This is a genomic window from Gordonibacter pamelaeae 7-10-1-b (assembly GCF_000210055.1).
Taxonomy (GTDB): domain Bacteria; phylum Actinomycetota; class Coriobacteriia; order Coriobacteriales; family Eggerthellaceae; genus Gordonibacter; species Gordonibacter pamelaeae.
The window spans coordinates 1,305,617-1,320,184 of the sequence record NC_021021.1; the positions used below are offsets into that span (position 1 = coordinate 1,305,617).

Consider the following 14,568-nt stretch of genomic DNA (forward strand, 5'->3'; position numbering starts at 1 on the left):
CGCGCGCCGAAGGGGCTGCCATCCATGGCGAGGAGGCCGCTCGTGCGGCCGGCCTCGTGCCCGAGGGCGTGGAGATCGTCTATGCGGCCTCCAACGTGAAGCCTCCCGAGCCCGCCCCCCAGAGCGAGGCCGCGCGCCTGGCGGCCGCGAAGGCCGCCGTTGCCGCGCTCACGGGCAAGCCGGTGAGCGGGCGCCTGTCGACCGACCTGGCCGAGAACCTCGTCCAGGTGAAGGAGCCCCCGCTGCCGAGCCCGACCGACGTCGACTTCCAGGCGCAGCGCGGCGAAACCCGTGAGGCGTTCACCACCATTCCCGCCGAGACGGTGCAGGCGGCGCTCGCAAACGCCGAAGCTGCCGCCTTGAGCGGGGCCGAAGCAGCCGCGGCCGCGGCTGCGGGCATTCCGGCGCCCTTCCCGGCCCCGTCCGCGCCCGCTGCCGAGCCCGTTTCGAGCGACGGCGTGCCGGATTGGTTCAAGAAGGCACAGGAGAAGGCCAAGAAGCCCGTCGACAACAAGCAGGTGCACCGTTCGCGCTATGCCGACGCCCTCGATGCCGCCCTCGGCGACAACGCGGAAGGCGCCTCCGAGGAGCCCTCCGCCCCGCTGTCCGACATGGAAGCGCGCCTGCAGACCATGCGCGAGGGCATCATGGAGGTCAAGGCGCCGCAGGCGAGCCGCGCGGACGAATCCACGGCGGAAGGGCAGGCGGAGGCGCTTGCGAGCACCGTTACCATCACGGTGGACGGCGGCGCCGCCGAAACGGCCCCCGCGCAGGCCTCGACGGCTGTGCCGGAGGTGCGCTTCGAGACGCCCGATGGAACGGCCGCTCCCGACGCCGGCGCTACCTGCGCCATGCCGCCGATCGACGTGAGCGCGCTGCGCCTCGGCGACGTGCCGCCCGTGGGGGACGTGCCCATGCCCTCGTTCCTCGACCCGGCGAAGGCCCAGGCCGAGAAGCTTGAGGAGCGCGGAGAGGTGAATCGCACCGCGAACCGCGTCGACGTGACGGCCGCGCCTATCGGCGACAGCGGGCGCATCGATCTTCAGCCGACGCAGGACGCCCTGTCGACGCAGGCCGCCTGTGTGCCTGCCCCTGCGTCCCCTGCAGATGGCGAGGGTGCTCCTGCCCTGCAGCGTCGTCCCATCGTCCTGCCCGATATCGGCGTGGCGGCGGCCAACTTGACGCCCATCACCGAGCTGCCCAAGCAGCGTGCGCCGCTCGCCGAGGCCGAGACGTCAGGCAAGAGCGCGGCCAAGAGCCTGCTCACCATGCTTCCGTCCATCGAGCCCGCATCGAATGCCGTCGCTCCCGCAGCCGACGCCGCCGTTCCTGCGGCCCCGGCTCCCCAACGCCCCGACCTGCGCGCCGCGCTTCCCTCGCTGTCCGGCGCCATCGCGCGTCCCGACGATGCCGCCGTGAGCACGGCCGGCGCCTTCGTTCCGGCCGGCGCCACCGGCGCATTCGCCCCGGTGGGCGACGAACTGCTCGAGAACGTCGATCCCGACGACATCTACGTGGACGATGCCGATGACTCCGCCTATGAGGGCGAGTACACCGAAACGGGCGCCTTCGCGGGCACCGGCTACGTGGAAATGCCGAAGTCGCGCGCACACCGCTTCCTCGACAAGCTGCGCTTCCGCAAGCGCAAGGAGGAAGAGGAGCCCACGCCGCAAGAATGGCTCGAAGTCGACGAGACGTTCGATGCCCGCACCGCCGGCGCGGCGCGCGGCGGCTGGGAGAGCTTCCGCGAGGACCAGAACGCCGCCCCGGACTACTACGAGGAGACGTACGAGGACGATGCCTACGTCGATGACGGAGAAGAGGACTCCTACCTGGCTCCCTTGGCGGGGAAGAGCCCCGAGGACACGTTCGCGGGCGTCACGAGCACCGCTCCCGTCGCCGATTTCGCCGATGACGATTTCTCGCTCGACGACGTGGACGAGTACGAGGACGACGCGTTCCGCTCCGATGCCGGCCGGCGTTGGAACGGCGGCGGATTCTCGCGCTTGCGCATGGGCCGTGCCAACGACGTGGCGCCCGAGGAGCTGAACCACGAGGAAGACCTGCTGGCCGCTCATCCCGACGAGCTGGCGACGCCCCCCGAGCTCAAGGAGATCTACCAGTTCCGCAACCCCGACATCAACACCGAGGTGTGGTTCGTGGCGCTGGGCTCCGAGCTGGCACAGCACGGCGGCATGCACGCGTTCCTCGCCGAGCACAGCCAGGACCTGCGCGGCTCCATCATCATCGATATTGACGCGTTGGGAGCGGGCGAGCTCTGCATGATCGAGCGCGAGGGGATGTATCGCAAGGTCAAGGCATCCTCCCGTATGAAGCGTTACACGAAGAAGGCATCGCAGGCCACCGGCCTGTCGATTGGCACCGCGTCTATCATGTGGGAGGACAGTGCGGCTTCGGTTGCCATCAAGCAGGGTTTCCAGGCCATGCACCTTGCCGGTATGGATGGCGCGAAACCGGCGTTCTTCGCCCAGGGCGACGACGTTCTCGAGAGTATCGACGAGGAAACTTTGAACAACAATGCGGAATTCGTTATGGAGTTGTTGAAGAATATATAAAGGCGCATCGGCATCCCCGGTGCGCCTGCATCGCGGTACCGTATAATGGCGGCCGTGTATTGCTCGTAAGATTTCTTGAATCTCGCGCGTTCTCACGCGGGCGCAGCGCCCGATTCAACAAAGAACAGAAAGGTGTTTGGAAGCCATGGCTATTGAAGCGTATTGCGTGAAGTGCAAGGCCAAGAAGATCATGCAGGACCCCGTCGAGGGCACGACGAAGAACGGCAAGCCCATCACGAAGGGCAAGTGCCCCGACTGCGGGACCACCATCTGCCGTATCGGCGCCGCGAAGAAGTAGCTCCGGCTCATCCAAATCCTTGGACGCGCCACGGCCCCCGGACTCCGGTTCGGGGGCCGTGTTGTATCATGTCCGGCCCTGCTCTCATGGATGTTTCACGTGAAACATTTTCCGTCTGCGTATTGTGAATAGTTGCGCTATAATCTGTCATCATGCGGGTGTCGCCAAGTGGTAAGGCCCAAGCTTCCCAATGTTTTGGCTGGCACGTTCCGCTAACTTCCCTTGCAAACCCATTTTCTAAATAATCCCACGTCAGAGGGCTTTTCTCTATTCACGTGCCTTCAGTGGGATGGGTTTGCGAAACGGGAGAAACACTGGAAATTCCAGTCCAGTTCCCGCGCTTTCCAACCGCGTATTCCGCATGGGGACGACCGTTCCCGAAGGAGATACGCGAACGCGCGGACGGTCGGCCGAAGGCCGCAGGGCAATAAGGCCCCGCTCCCGACTGCGATTCCGAAACCTCCTGACCTCCCGAGACGCGGTAGCGCCGCAGGTGGGAGGAAGCAAGATGACATGCAGGACGATAGCCGTCGCCAACCAGAAGGGAGGGACGGCCAAGACCGCCACGGCGCTGAGCCTGGGGGTCGCGCTCGCCAGGACGGGGGACCGGGTGCTTCTCGTCGACGCCGATCCCCAGGGAGACCTGACGAAGTCCCTCGGATGGAGGGACCCGGACTCGCTTGAGACGACCCTCGCCACCCACCTTTCCGCCGCGATAGAGGGCTCGGACGACGACCCTGCGGCGGGGATGCTCCGCCACCGCGAGGGCGTCGACCTCATGCCCTCCAACATCGAGCTCGCCGCCATGGAGATGGCGGTGTTCATGGCGATGTCCCGCGAGCGGATGATGGGCGCCTGGCTCGCGCCCATCAAGTCGGACTACGACTACGTCATCGTCGACTGCGCGCCCACCCTGGGAATAATCCCCATCAACGCACTGGCCGCCGCGGACAGCGTCCTCATCCCGGTTTCCGCCGAATACCTCCCGGCATCCGGCATGACCGGCCTCCTGAAGACCGTGGCGCGGGTCAGGAGGCAGATAAACCCCGGCCTCTCCGTGGAAGGCATCCTCGTCACGCTCTACGACTCCCGCAACAACCTCGCCAGGGACGTGGAGCGCACCGTCAGAGGCCAGTACGGGAAGGCGTACCGCGTCTTCGAGACCGTGGTGCCCCGCGCCGTTTCCGCCGCGGAGGCGGCCGCTGCGGGTGAAAGCGTATTCGCATACGACCCCGAAGGCAAGGTCGCCGCGTCGTTCTCCCGCCTCGCGGAGGAGGTGCGCCGTGGCTAGGAGGAGGGCGGCGGTGCCGCTGCCGAGCATCGACGACCTGTTCACGTCCCAGGAGGAGCGCGATTCCGCGGCGGCCGGGTCCGTGGCGTCGGTCCCGCTCGGCCTCATCGATCCGTTCCCGAACCATCCGTTCCGAGTCGCCGACGACGAGGAGATGGAGGCGCTCGCCGAGAGCGTCGCGGAGAACGGCGTGCTCGTCCCCCTGACCGTGATCCCGGGGGACGGCGGCAGGTACACGCTAGTGAGCGGGCACCGCCGCAAGCGCGCCGCCGAGCTCGCCGGCCTCGCGGAGGCTCCGTGCATTGTGAGGGAGATGACGCAGGACGAGGCCGTCATCGCCATGGTCGACTCCAACCTGCAGCGCGAGAGCATCCTTCCGAGCGAGCGCGCCTTCGCGTACTCCATGAGGCTCGAGGCGATGCGGCGCCAGGGAGAGCGCACCGACCTGACTTGTGCGCAAAATGCGCACAAGTTGAAGGGCAGGAAATCCAGGGACGTGCTCGCCGAGGAGCTCGGCGTGAGCAAGGACAAGGTGAGGCGCTACATCAGGCTCACCCACCTCGTCCCGGGGATACTCGACCTCGTGGACGAGGGGCGCATGCGGATGCTCCCCGCCGTCGAGGTCAGCTACCTCTCGCGGCGCGAGCAGGAGACGCTCCTCGAAGCGATGCGGGAGAACGCCTGCACCCCGTCCCACTCGCAGGCCCTGAAGATGAAGCGCTTTTCGCAGGAGGGCGAGCTCGGCGAGGCCCTCATCCGCTCGATCATGGAGGAGGAGAAGCCGAACCAGGTCGAGTCGTTCAGGATTCCGAAGAGGAGCATCGCGCGGTTCTTCAGGCCGTCGGCGAGCCGCGAGGAGGTCGAGGCCCGCGTCGTGCGTGCCCTCGAGCTTCTCGAGCAGGCCGAGCGCAAGCGCGCCGCCCGGGGGAAGGGAGGGAGGGGACCCGTGGGCAATGTGATCCACAGGGGCAAGGGCTCCTTCACCCACGTCGAGAACACGGTGTTCTTCGACCGCGAGCTGTCGCTCAAGGCGAAGGGCATCTACTGCCAGATCCGCTCTCTCGAGGGCAACCCCGAGTGGGTCTTCACCATCCGGGGGTTCGCCTCGCTCGTGAAAGACGGCGTCGACTCGGTGTCCGCCGGCATCAAGGAGGTTGGGGCGGCGGGCTACGTCATCCGCGCTCGCAAGCGCGGGGAGGCGGGCAGGTTCCTCAAGGCCGAGGAGGCCACTTGGATCACGCTCGACGACCCCGCGATGCACGACGCCGTGGCCGAGGAGCTGCGCGCGGAGGGTTTCGCGATCCTCTCCGAGTTCGTCCGCAAGGACCGCGCCACGAAGGCGCGCGATTCCGTGGAGGAAGGCTGCGGCGCCGAGAAAGCCCAGGTTGTCCCCAGAACGGGAAAATCCGTATCTGGTCCGGCCACATCCGGAAAACCCAGATCTGGAGAACCCGGCGCTATTAATTGCTCATGGGATAAAACCCCTGAATCCAATCAACAGCCCCTATCCTCCTCCCCGCGGGAAGCCGGGGACGAGGGAGGCGGCGGCTTCGAGCCCTACAGGAGAGGCGAGTTCCCCGAGGAGTTCGAGAGGCTCTGTGCGATGTCGATAAAGCCCGTCGCCTCCCTCAGGTTCAAGAGGTCCTGCCTCGCAGTTTGGGAGAAGAGGGTCGCCGAGGGATACCTGCCGGGCCAGATCGCGGACGCCTACGCCGCATACGCCGAGAGCTACCGCGCTCGCAACGGCGACGACGGCCGGCTCGCGAAGAACCTGGCGAGGTGGCTCGAGGGCGACGACGGCCTGCCCGTGTGGTCGGACGAACCCATACCCCCGGACGCCATGGGTTGCGACGGGGAGCCCCTCGACATGGAGGGCCTCGCGAAGGCGGACCCGGGGTTCGCGAAGCTCTGGCGCAGGGTCGCCGCGCGGCGCAGCGTGATCCTGTCGCTGCTCTACGACCGCAAGCCCGGGGCGTCGAGGGAGGAGTTCGAGGCGGAATGCGAGGCGGACGAGGCGCTCGCGAGGCACATGGAGGCGTGCGAGGAGCGTTACGGGCGCTACCTCGCCCTGTGCGACTCGATGGAGGGCGGCGCAGCCGCGGGAAGGAGGGCTGCGTCGTGAGGATCGTCGTGCGCTTCGCCCGATGGCTCTTCAGGGCCGTCTTCAGGTTCATGTAGGAGCCCCGCCGGCCGCTTCCCGTCTGCAGCCCCGGACAGCGCCCGCCTCGCGGATTTTCCGTAGGGACGGGAGGGCTGCGCTTATAATGAGACGGTCACCCTAATTGAATATTCGTACGCCAAATACCGGACAGAGGGGCATCTGCTGTTTTGGGTATTTGGCGTACATTTCCCAACAGGGTGACAACTGAGGTGGATGCCTCTCTCTTCATGCCCCTGAGGCCTTCTTCCCTCGGTGACGAGCGCCTAGGAAAGGACGCCCTATGAAAGGCACCCCATTGAACACCCTACCCAAAGAATCCGTCGACGCAATCGTGCGCTCGACCGAGCGCATCGAAGGCGCGGCGTCGATCCTCGCGATGCTCGAGGAGAAGGCGGACGGGGGGCGCGTGACCCCGTCGGAGATAGCCGCCGTGAGGTGCGTGCTCGAGAGCTGCGCGGCGGAGCTGGACGAAGCCTGGAGCCTTGCATAACGCAGTCCAGCAGCGATCTGAATCCGACCTTGAGCAGAATGCGATGCTCGTCAATTTAACGATAAGTACTACGCTGCGTCCAAGCGTATTGCATCAAACTGTCAACGGCGAATCTCGTTCGGCCGGCGAAGGCAGCTTAAATCTCACCCAGGAAATAGTGATCGTCGGATTCGTTGAACAGGAGTCCGAGATTGGTTCCGCGATGGAGGGAGTTCGCGCCCTCCCCAAGGGCGCTCCAAGACTCTTCGTGGCTTCCGGCCGCCCAACACGTCGCCTCCTCCAGACAGTCGAGAAAGTACCTGGGATTCTTTTGGCATTCAAGATGGAACAAATGAGCCAGCTTTCCCTTCGTCTCGTTGTCGAAATCACCCTGCAATCCGTAGAGAGCGTGTTCCAGATTTCGCGACATGAAAAATGGAAGGTAGCGTACCCTCACCCTGTTGATGGTCAGCTTGCTTATCCTTGAAAGCTGCAGCATCGCCGACTTCTTCCGGGCGTTCCTTTTTTGAATAGAGCGAGGATTCGGGGCTTCAATGCGGTCTTCTCTATACGTTAACGCCTGCCCATCCTCGGCCAAACAACCATGGAATCATCAATAAACGCCCCGTCTGTGTCCATGATATGGACAATGCAATGAATGTCTTTTGCCTTATATCCTGGGTTGGTATCTCTCAAGTAATCTTCGACAAATGTCTTTACGGTGTCTCTGATACTGTCCTTGATCCGGTAGAAGGTCGGATATTCGATTTGCGCAGTCGTGACATCTCCGTGAAATGACGCGGAGTCCGAGTTGAAGGAGCTCTGGATAAGCAAGTTGACAGGACCCCTGATGGCCGTCTCGTCGCTTGGTCCCTCGACGAGAAACAGCACGACCTTTTTCTTGCTAGGCATCGACCCCTCCCTTCAAGGCGTTTAGGAAGGAATCGAAGTCCGAATCGATCTCCTTGGCGTTAGAGGCTTTCCAGAAAGCGGAATCGATACGGGCACGATCGGTCGGTCGATAGACAGGGTGTTTTTGCCCGCCGAGAAGCACCGCGCGCAAATACTGATCCCTAAGGTTGTTTGTGGCCTTGTTCCCCTTGAACCTCTGATAGCGATCATCGGCGTCCGTGGTCGTCATGACGATGCATTGGGTCGGCAATATCTCGAGGGGCCTGAGATTATGCGCCGTGAAAACCAGTTGGCCGCGTCCGCCGCCGGCTATCGATTGGAGGATTTCTCCCAGAAGAAATTCGAATATACCCGAATCGAGTTCGTCTATAAACACGCAACCGTTCTCATCACCATAGGCAAGAACGAGCAGAGAGAGAATGGAAACAAGCTTTTTAATGCCGTCAGATTCATAGCGCAGGGGAACCTTTACTCCATCCCGTGAAGAAAGCAGATCGACGCGCGCACCCTTCGAGCCATCCTCGAGCAGCTCCGCTCCCATGTGTCTAAGCTCCATGGTCAAGCCGGGAACAAGGGATTCCAGGACAGGATTCAGTACGCGAATGTTCTCTTCCAGCTCTTTGACTCGCTCTTCGCTGTGAACGGAAGGAGAGTCAAGGGAGAAAATGGGGCCGTTCTCTCTATCTAAGTCCAGTTCGGAAGGGATGTAGATGAAGTCCATCGTTGGCATGTTCGAGGCAAGCGAGGGCAGCACACGAAGGCCTTTCCTCAGTTCGACGAAATCGATTCCAGCCTTGCAAAAGGGAAAAACAAGCATCTTTCCCGCAGCCTCTTTTGCGTCGTGGACCGTTTTCCCTTGCTCCTTTTTTTCGCTGACGTAACTGGCGAACAAAGAGAATAGATGGCTGATTGACCCACCGAAAAACACCGACCTTGTGCCTTCTATCGCCATCGCTTCAATTCCTCCGGCAACCTTCCTGGCCTCCATCGAAAATCTTTCTACGCTTTTCCAGTATTTGAATGGCGTCCAGGAAATCTTGACAGAGGTGCTCTCCTGGTCGGAGGGCTCACTATCTTTGAAGGATGCTTTCGTCCAAGAAAGAACTCGGCGCTTTCCTTTCTCGTGCGTCAAGTCCTTCAGCGACTCACTGGTGAGTACTGCTCGTGATCCTTCTTCGGGACGGGAAAGAACGATACGGTATTCCCATTTATCCAGGCCGCTCTCTCCCACAGTAATTGCAATAGAGGCACTGTTTGACCCGATTCGGATGATATTGGAGGATCCGTCAGGCAGCTCGTTTCCGGATATTAGAAAGTCGATATAGTTTACTGCGTCGATGAGGGCGGTTTTGCCCGATCCGTTTTGCCCGTAGATTCCAGTGACACTTCCGCCTGAAGGAAGATTCCTGAACGAGACGACCCCGTGATTGACGGTTTTGATGTTCTCGAGCTCGATTTTTGTAATCCTCATACGAGTTCCTATTCTGAAAGGAATTAGACAACGCTATTTTATCTATTTTGGAATAAAAAATATCATTTTTATCAAGATAACGCTTTATGAAGAGGTAAATGGGATTGCCAAGCCATCTGATTCGGATATCGTTGACCCTGGAGCTTAAAGCTGCCGAATGTCTACTTCTTTAGCGCTCCGTCTGCCTCCCCGTTCGATATTCTTCACTTGAAGCCTGTCGGTGGCTCAATCATTGGATAACATATTCTCAAATGACAGTTAATCGTCAATCGAAGAGGTCAAAGCGGGGACGGAAAGTGGCGAAGACAAGCAGAAAGCCAATCTCAGCACATGTCGAGCGAAGACTCTGGGCGGAGTCTGCCGGCAAATGCATGAATCCAGATTGTCGGGCCGATCTATTCATCAGCAATGGAGACATTGCTGAACGAGCCCATATCGTCCCATATTGCGAAAGCGCGGAGAACACGTTCGACAACCTTATTCTCATCTGTCCAAACTGCCATACGAATTTCGACAAGAACTCCGCTTTCACGGCAGATGAAGTGAGGGAATGGAAGTCGATTCGTCACGCAGAAATCGATCGCGTTTTCGGAAAGACGTTCAGTTCCTTCGACGACCTGCGCAAAGAGGCCGCACCTCTGCTCGCCCGAAACAAGTCGATATACGAGAACTACTACATGAAGGACAAGCGAAGACTGTGGGATGTTTTTGAAAAGGAAATAATCGTCAACAACCGAAAGCTTTGCACGATGTTCGAATCGAACTTGTGCCTGTTCCAGAACCACAAGGACAATTCCTTCTCCAACCAGGCCGCTGTCCGCGATTTTATCGACCATGCTAAGGAGTTCGAAGCCACCAGAGATGAAACGGAAAGGCAAAGGTCTATTCTTTTCCCCGAGGTCATCAATTCCATCTTCGGAATCCAGCCCATAGAAGGTGCCCTGCTCCCCTCTGCAGAATCCCTAGAGCTGCTAATCGAAGAGCTTGACGAACAGGGGCGATTTATAGATGTTTCTCTAGATGCAGAACGTCCATTGTTGCAAATGATGGAAAACGGGAAAGAGACGGTAGTTTATCTTGACGATACACCGCGTATCCGACAGATGTACCATGACGCCCGCTGCTTCAGGCGTGCCGAGATGAGGCTAGACAGCTTGATTTTTGCCCTAAAGCACTTCCATCTGTGCGGAAAGAAAGCAACTCGCAAGTCGAAGACAAACCTTAGGGAATATATAGCGAAAGGAAAATGCTTCTTATTCGTATACGAATACTGTCTGAGCTACGCAGAGTTGGCCCGTTTAGCGCCGGCAGAACATACCGTTGTCGTCAACTTGCATAGATGGAACGGTAAGCAATGCATTTCCGAAGAAGCCAAGGAACTTGCGGAGCAAATTAACGTGAAGCTCCTCGATATGGATAGCTTCTTCCCATTCGTTCGCAAGCTATGAACCATTTGAGACTCATAGACATTCTCGACAGCAACCTAGAACTGTTTTCTCAGTTTGATCATGTCTATCTGTTCGGATCTGCGCTGAGTGCTTCAGGGCTCAGCGCAGGCAGTGATATTGATTTGCTGCTACTGTACTCGAAATATTCCGATCAACTGGTCTCCGGATGCGAACAGATATCCCAAAAGTTAGGCAACGAGACCGGTAGAGTAGTCGACTTAACGGTCCTCGGCATCGACGAAGAGCGACATGTCGGATTCTTGGATAGAATCTCGCCTCATTATAGAAAGATAAAATGACCATTTGGCAGAACACCAGGCATAGCCTGTCGTACAGAATGCTTTCGGCGTGGATTCCAGTAGAGGGGAAGAAGGCGCCAACGGTCACGCCCGCATGTTCGGCGCAGGGCGTATCGCGCTCTGGCGGGACACCGGCTCTGTGCGCCAATCCGGCATCGACAAGATCAGATACCCGGAACTCATAATGAAGCTTGCGAACCAGCAGGGCGGGACAATCAAGAGGCGCGATGTCGAGCAGCTTTTACACCTGCAGACGAAACAGGCTTACCGCGAGCTCTCGAAGCTCGTCGACGCCGGCGAGCTCGTATCTGTCGGGCGTGGGCCGGGAGCCCATTACGAGGTCTCCCGATAGGCCAATCTCCGGGACGGTATCAGGACAAGTCCCAATTAATCAGGACATGTCCTGATATTGTCCTGATTAATCTCTCCTCGTCGGCAATGCGGCCGATTAGGAATGCCCGTTCTGAAACCGCTCCACCGGCAGTCCAGTTCCGCAAGAGGCATTCCCGCTGACCATCCGCCAAACGGGAACATCGCCCGATGCGCGCCGTCCTCAGCAAACGAGCAGCACGCAAATCGATCCTCGCAACGTTCACGAAGTCGCAGACACGGCACCTTCCTCTCCTTGCTGAAATAGCTTACGTCGGCGTAAACGAACTCAGCATGTCCGGACGAAATCACGACTGCATTCCAGCCTTCATCGAGCCTCTTCGCTCGTCGAAACATCGCGTCTCCGTTTCCCGACCCCTCCTTCCGCCCCGCCCCGCACAGCCCCGTCGGGCGCCATGCGGCCGCAAGGCTCTCCTCTGGCGCAAGGGTCGCGGAAAACCTTCCTCCTGCGTCGGAAGCTCGGGCCTCCGGTTTCCCCTTCCTCCCTTGCGCCCGGAAGCGCCTTGCGGGCTGTGATCGCCAACGGGGCTCGGCACAGGGCGGAGCCAGGAAAGCGAAGGAGGTCCCGGATGGGAAACAGGGCGATTATCACAACGCGTGAAAGGAAGATCGGGCTCTACCTGCACTGGAACGGCGGTCGCGACACCGTCGAGCCTCTGCTTCGGTACTGCGAGCTCCAAGGCTACCGCCCGCCCAGCTCCGACAGCTACGGGTGGGCCCGCATCTGCCAGGTCGTCGGCAACTTCTTCGGCGGCACGCTGTCGGTCGGCGTCGGCCCCTACACCGACGACGCGAGCATGGACCCCGGGGACAACGGCATCTACGTCATCGACGGCTGGCGCATCGCCGAGCGCCTCACGACGGAATACGACGAGGACTGGAAGCCCGCCGGCGTCCGAGACGTAGAGCCGTGCGAAGAGCAGCGCTCCTACGATTTCGACGAGATGTTGCGCGCCTTTGACGAGTCCATGCCGGAAGACCTGCGCCTCGGCGAGCTTCTCGACTCCGTCGAGGTGCCGGCGGGCGAGCTCGAGGTCGGCGACGAGGTGTGGCTGCGCGAGCACGAGAGCGGCTGGAAGGCCTACCCCGTAGTCGGCTTTGGGCAGCCTGCCGGCAACGCGATAGCCGTCCGGGTGGAGACGGCCGACGGGAAGGTCAGCGTCACGTATCCCGATCTACCCTACGTAGCCCGTTACGACCACGACGGGGACTTCTCCTGGAACTCCAACAACTACGTGCACGGGGAGACCGCCCGCATCAGGCCTCGTCGCGAAACGGGCTGGGAATGCCCGGCGGGCGCGATCGACGTGGTGGCGATGGAGGACGATATCCTCGTGCTCGTTGAAGTGTCGGCGAGAACCGCCGACGAGGGCGGCTTCCCGGAGGGCAGCGGCCTCGAGGGGCGCAGGCGCCGCGAGACGGCCGCCATCGCGTACCTGGCGGAGCATGAGGACGTCGACCGCCCCGTCCGCTTCGATGACGTGAGCCTGGTGGTCTTCGGCGAGGGCAAGGCCTTCCTTCGCCACCACATCAACGCCCTCTCCGACGCGGTTCCTGTTGCCGGCAGCTCGCTTCCCTCGGAGGTCGCCTAAGGCCTCCTGACCCCTCCGAGGGGCGCCCCCGGCCTTCGGGCCGGGGGCGGATTGAAAGCCCTCGCGCCGCTCGTCGCGCTGAAAGAAGCGCATCGGCATGCTTCGATTGCAATCGGACCTCGCGTCCGTTATTCTTCCGTCATGAGAAAGGGGCTGCCGAATCGGCAACCCCTCGTTCATCGGTGAGGCTCTAGTGGCGGCTAGGGTCTCACTTCGTCTTTACGCGCACATGCGTGGTTTTCGTACCTTTGCGGACGATGCGGCCGGTCGTGGATACCCGATAGACAGGAACCCTGATTCTGACTCTCGCCATTTTTAATCACCTCCCTTCTTCAGCGGTTGATCCCAGGAATTAATGCATCCTGTGCTTGTGGTTCGCTAGCGTCTTTGCGGAAGCGCTCTTCGTCCTCTTGGCTGTGCCGCTTTTGGCCAGCAGCGATGCCGCTTTCCCGACTTTGCCACCGTGGTGAACTCGTGCCATTCGATTACCTCCCTTCAGATTGGTCGCTTCTTGGATGTATCTTCAGACGGAACCGTCGAAGACCCGTCATCTATGGGTCGCGCGCAGCTGCGTCTTTGCCGCAGCTAAGCTCACCTGGTATCTGCTCGCGATTGCATTTGCGTCTAGGTTGACGATGCTCTCGTAAGGCATAAGAATCTCGCCGGCAAGAGCATTCGCCTGCCATTCCGAATCCTCGAAAGCCTTGTGCGGAACATCCTCCCGCATGAGCCGAACGCCGAGCCCCTCGTGCAGAAGCAGGTGCGATATTTCATGGGCGACCGTGTAGCGGTCTCTTCCGCGGCCGTCACATGCGCCTTCGTAGACATCTTCTCGAAGCAAAATCCGATGCTTATCCGGATAGGTCATTCCGTGATCGATGCCAAGCTGGTCCTTCGAACAGATTTCGTACTCGAAATCCTGATAAAGTGCCGGCAGGACATGCTCGAGCATTTTCATAATGGGAAACGGGCCTTCGCCGTTATAGCGGAGATGCCCATGGATTGCGCGGGCGAAAGCGCGCAGGTCCCTTCTGCCGAGAGGGGGGACTTTCATTCCTGTCACATATCCAGACACATCATTCCTTTCCCTTGTTCAGGATGTCCCATATCCTGTCCTTGTCTTCATCATCCAGGTCGGAAAACCTTCGCGCGAAGGCGATGGCGGTATTTCGGTCTCCCTTCGAGAGCGACGAGGCGTCTATCCCGATGCTCCATCCGCTTGCTTCGGATACGCAGGAATAAAGGCTCTGCTCCAGCTCGTCTGCAAGCGCGTAAGCCCGTCCTACCTTTTCGGCAAAACCCTGCGGGGGCTTCCTTCTCCCCGTTTCGATTGCCGAAAGGGTCGAACTCGGCATGTCCAGCCTTTCCGCCATGTCGCGAAGGAGCTGGTCGTTGTCGAGCCTGAGCTTTCTGAGAAACTTTCCCAGTGGCGTTAGCATGGTTTCTCCTTTCAACTTCTAATAGTGTAGCATAGTTCTACACTTTGTAAATCTATTTTCTAGTTTGTATACTCATATCTCCGGGCAAAGCAAGAGGCCTATTCCGTGTACACAGCCCCCGGAATAGCTCTTGGCCGCCTTGCCTGACGTCTGCCCCGAGCCCTCGGAAGAGGTCCGGGGCGTCCCCGTCTTCGGGACGGAACGCCCCGGACCGGGGCGGCG

At 60.4% G+C, this 14,568-nt stretch carries 13 protein-coding genes; 9 read left to right on the forward strand and 4 right to left on the reverse strand.

Annotation, left to right across the window (positions count from 1 at the left end):
• The 6 genes from GPA_RS06025 to GPA_RS18000 form a co-directional block, all read left to right on the forward strand.
• Positions 1-2,576, forward strand: a 2,576-nt coding sequence (locus GPA_RS06025) for a hypothetical protein (protein WP_049784032.1), incomplete at its 5' end; no start/stop codon positions are given.
• A 145-nt stretch (positions 2,577-2,721) separates the two neighbouring features.
• Entirely contained in the window at positions 2,722-2,874 is a 153-nt protein-coding gene (locus GPA_RS18960; protein ID WP_015539288.1) for a DUF5679 domain-containing protein, read from the forward strand.
• Between the two features lie 508 nt (positions 2,875-3,382).
• A complete protein-coding gene (locus GPA_RS06035) occupies positions 3,383-4,165 on the forward strand; it encodes a ParA family protein (RefSeq protein ID WP_015539289.1) in 783 nt (260 codons plus the stop codon).
• On the forward strand, positions 4,158-6,287 hold the full coding sequence (locus GPA_RS20015; protein WP_231847582.1) for a ParB/RepB/Spo0J family partition protein: 2,130 nt from the start codon (positions 4,158-4,160) through the stop codon (positions 6,285-6,287). Before GPA_RS06035 ends, GPA_RS20015 begins: the two co-directional genes overlap by 8 nt.
• A 319-nt stretch (positions 6,288-6,606) precedes the next feature.
• Positions 6,607-6,816 (forward strand): hypothetical protein, encoded by a 210-nt coding sequence (locus tag GPA_RS06050; protein ID WP_041239177.1) that lies wholly within the window; start codon positions 6,607-6,609, stop codon positions 6,814-6,816.
• A 43-nt stretch (positions 6,817-6,859) separates the two neighbouring features.
• Positions 6,860-7,282: a hypothetical protein gene (locus tag GPA_RS18000; RefSeq protein WP_147274568.1), complete on the forward strand. Its 423-nt coding sequence runs from the start codon at positions 6,860-6,862 to the stop codon at positions 7,280-7,282.
• An 86-nt stretch (positions 7,283-7,368) separates the two neighbouring features.
• Here the strand turns inward: GPA_RS18000 and GPA_RS06060 are convergent, their stop codons facing one another.
• Positions 7,369-7,707, reverse strand: coding sequence for a hypothetical protein (locus tag GPA_RS06060; RefSeq protein ID WP_015539291.1), 339 nt, complete (start codon positions 7,705-7,707; stop codon positions 7,369-7,371).
• Entirely contained in the window at positions 7,700-9,178 is a 1,479-nt protein-coding gene (locus GPA_RS06065; protein ID WP_041239178.1) for an AAA family ATPase, read from the reverse strand. The genes GPA_RS06060 and GPA_RS06065 overlap by 8 nt, the downstream gene beginning before the upstream one ends.
• A 296-nt stretch (positions 9,179-9,474) precedes the next feature.
• On the opposite strand from GPA_RS06065, the gene GPA_RS06070 reads away from it, so the two are divergent.
• The 3 genes from GPA_RS06070 to GPA_RS06080 all read left to right on the forward strand — a co-directional run bounded on the left by GPA_RS06070 (position 9,475) and on the right by GPA_RS06080 (position 12,907).
• Positions 9,475-10,626 carry an HNH endonuclease signature motif containing protein gene (locus GPA_RS06070; RefSeq protein ID WP_231847583.1) on the forward strand — a complete coding sequence of 384 codons (1,152 nt, stop codon included), beginning with the start codon at positions 9,475-9,477 and terminating at the stop codon, positions 10,624-10,626.
• Positions 10,627-11,019: 393 nt separating this feature from the next.
• Positions 11,020-11,277, forward strand: coding sequence for a type IV toxin-antitoxin system AbiEi family antitoxin domain-containing protein (locus GPA_RS06075; RefSeq protein ID WP_015539295.1), 258 nt, complete (start codon positions 11,020-11,022; stop codon positions 11,275-11,277).
• Positions 11,278-11,884: 607 nt separating this feature from the next.
• Positions 11,885-12,907 (forward strand): YraN family protein, encoded by a 1,023-nt coding sequence (locus GPA_RS06080; RefSeq protein ID WP_015539296.1) that lies wholly within the window; start codon positions 11,885-11,887, stop codon positions 12,905-12,907.
• 547 nt (positions 12,908-13,454) lie between these two features.
• Here the strand turns inward: GPA_RS06080 and GPA_RS06090 are convergent.
• Complete coding sequence (locus GPA_RS06090; protein ID WP_114569466.1) at positions 13,455-13,982, reverse strand: ImmA/IrrE family metallo-endopeptidase; 528 nt, start codon at positions 13,980-13,982, stop codon at positions 13,455-13,457.
• A gap of 1 nt (position 13,983) precedes the next feature.
• Positions 13,984-14,346, reverse strand: coding sequence for a helix-turn-helix domain-containing protein (locus GPA_RS06095; protein ID WP_015539298.1), 363 nt, complete (start codon positions 14,344-14,346; stop codon positions 13,984-13,986).
• Positions 14,347-14,568: the final 222 nt, after the last annotated feature.

Bases quoted from the DNA above. Each gene is read 5' to 3' on its own strand.
- GPA_RS18960 (WP_015539288.1), top strand. From the start codon at position 2,722: ATGGCTATTGAAGCGTATTGCGTGAAGTGCAAGGCCAAGAAGATCATG.
- GPA_RS06035 (WP_015539289.1), top strand. From the start codon at position 3,383: ATGACATGCAGGACGATAGCCGTCGCCAACCAGAAGGGAGGGACGGCC.
- GPA_RS06050 (WP_041239177.1), top strand. From the start codon at position 6,607: ATGAAAGGCACCCCATTGAACACCCTACCCAAAGAATCCGTCGACGCA.
- GPA_RS18000 (WP_147274568.1), top strand. From the start codon at position 6,860: ATGCTCGTCAATTTAACGATAAGTACTACGCTGCGTCCAAGCGTATTG.
- GPA_RS06060 (WP_015539291.1), bottom strand. From the start codon at position 7,707: ATGCCTAGCAAGAAAAAGGTCGTGCTGTTTCTCGTCGAGGGACCAAGC.
- GPA_RS06065 (WP_041239178.1), bottom strand. From the start codon at position 9,178: ATGAGGATTACAAAAATCGAGCTCGAGAACATCAAAACCGTCAATCAC.
- GPA_RS06075 (WP_015539295.1), top strand. From the start codon at position 11,020: ATGTTCGGCGCAGGGCGTATCGCGCTCTGGCGGGACACCGGCTCTGTG.
- GPA_RS06080 (WP_015539296.1), top strand. From the start codon at position 11,885: ATGGGAAACAGGGCGATTATCACAACGCGTGAAAGGAAGATCGGGCTC.
- GPA_RS06095 (WP_015539298.1), bottom strand. From the start codon at position 14,346: ATGCTAACGCCACTGGGAAAGTTTCTCAGAAAGCTCAGGCTCGACAAC.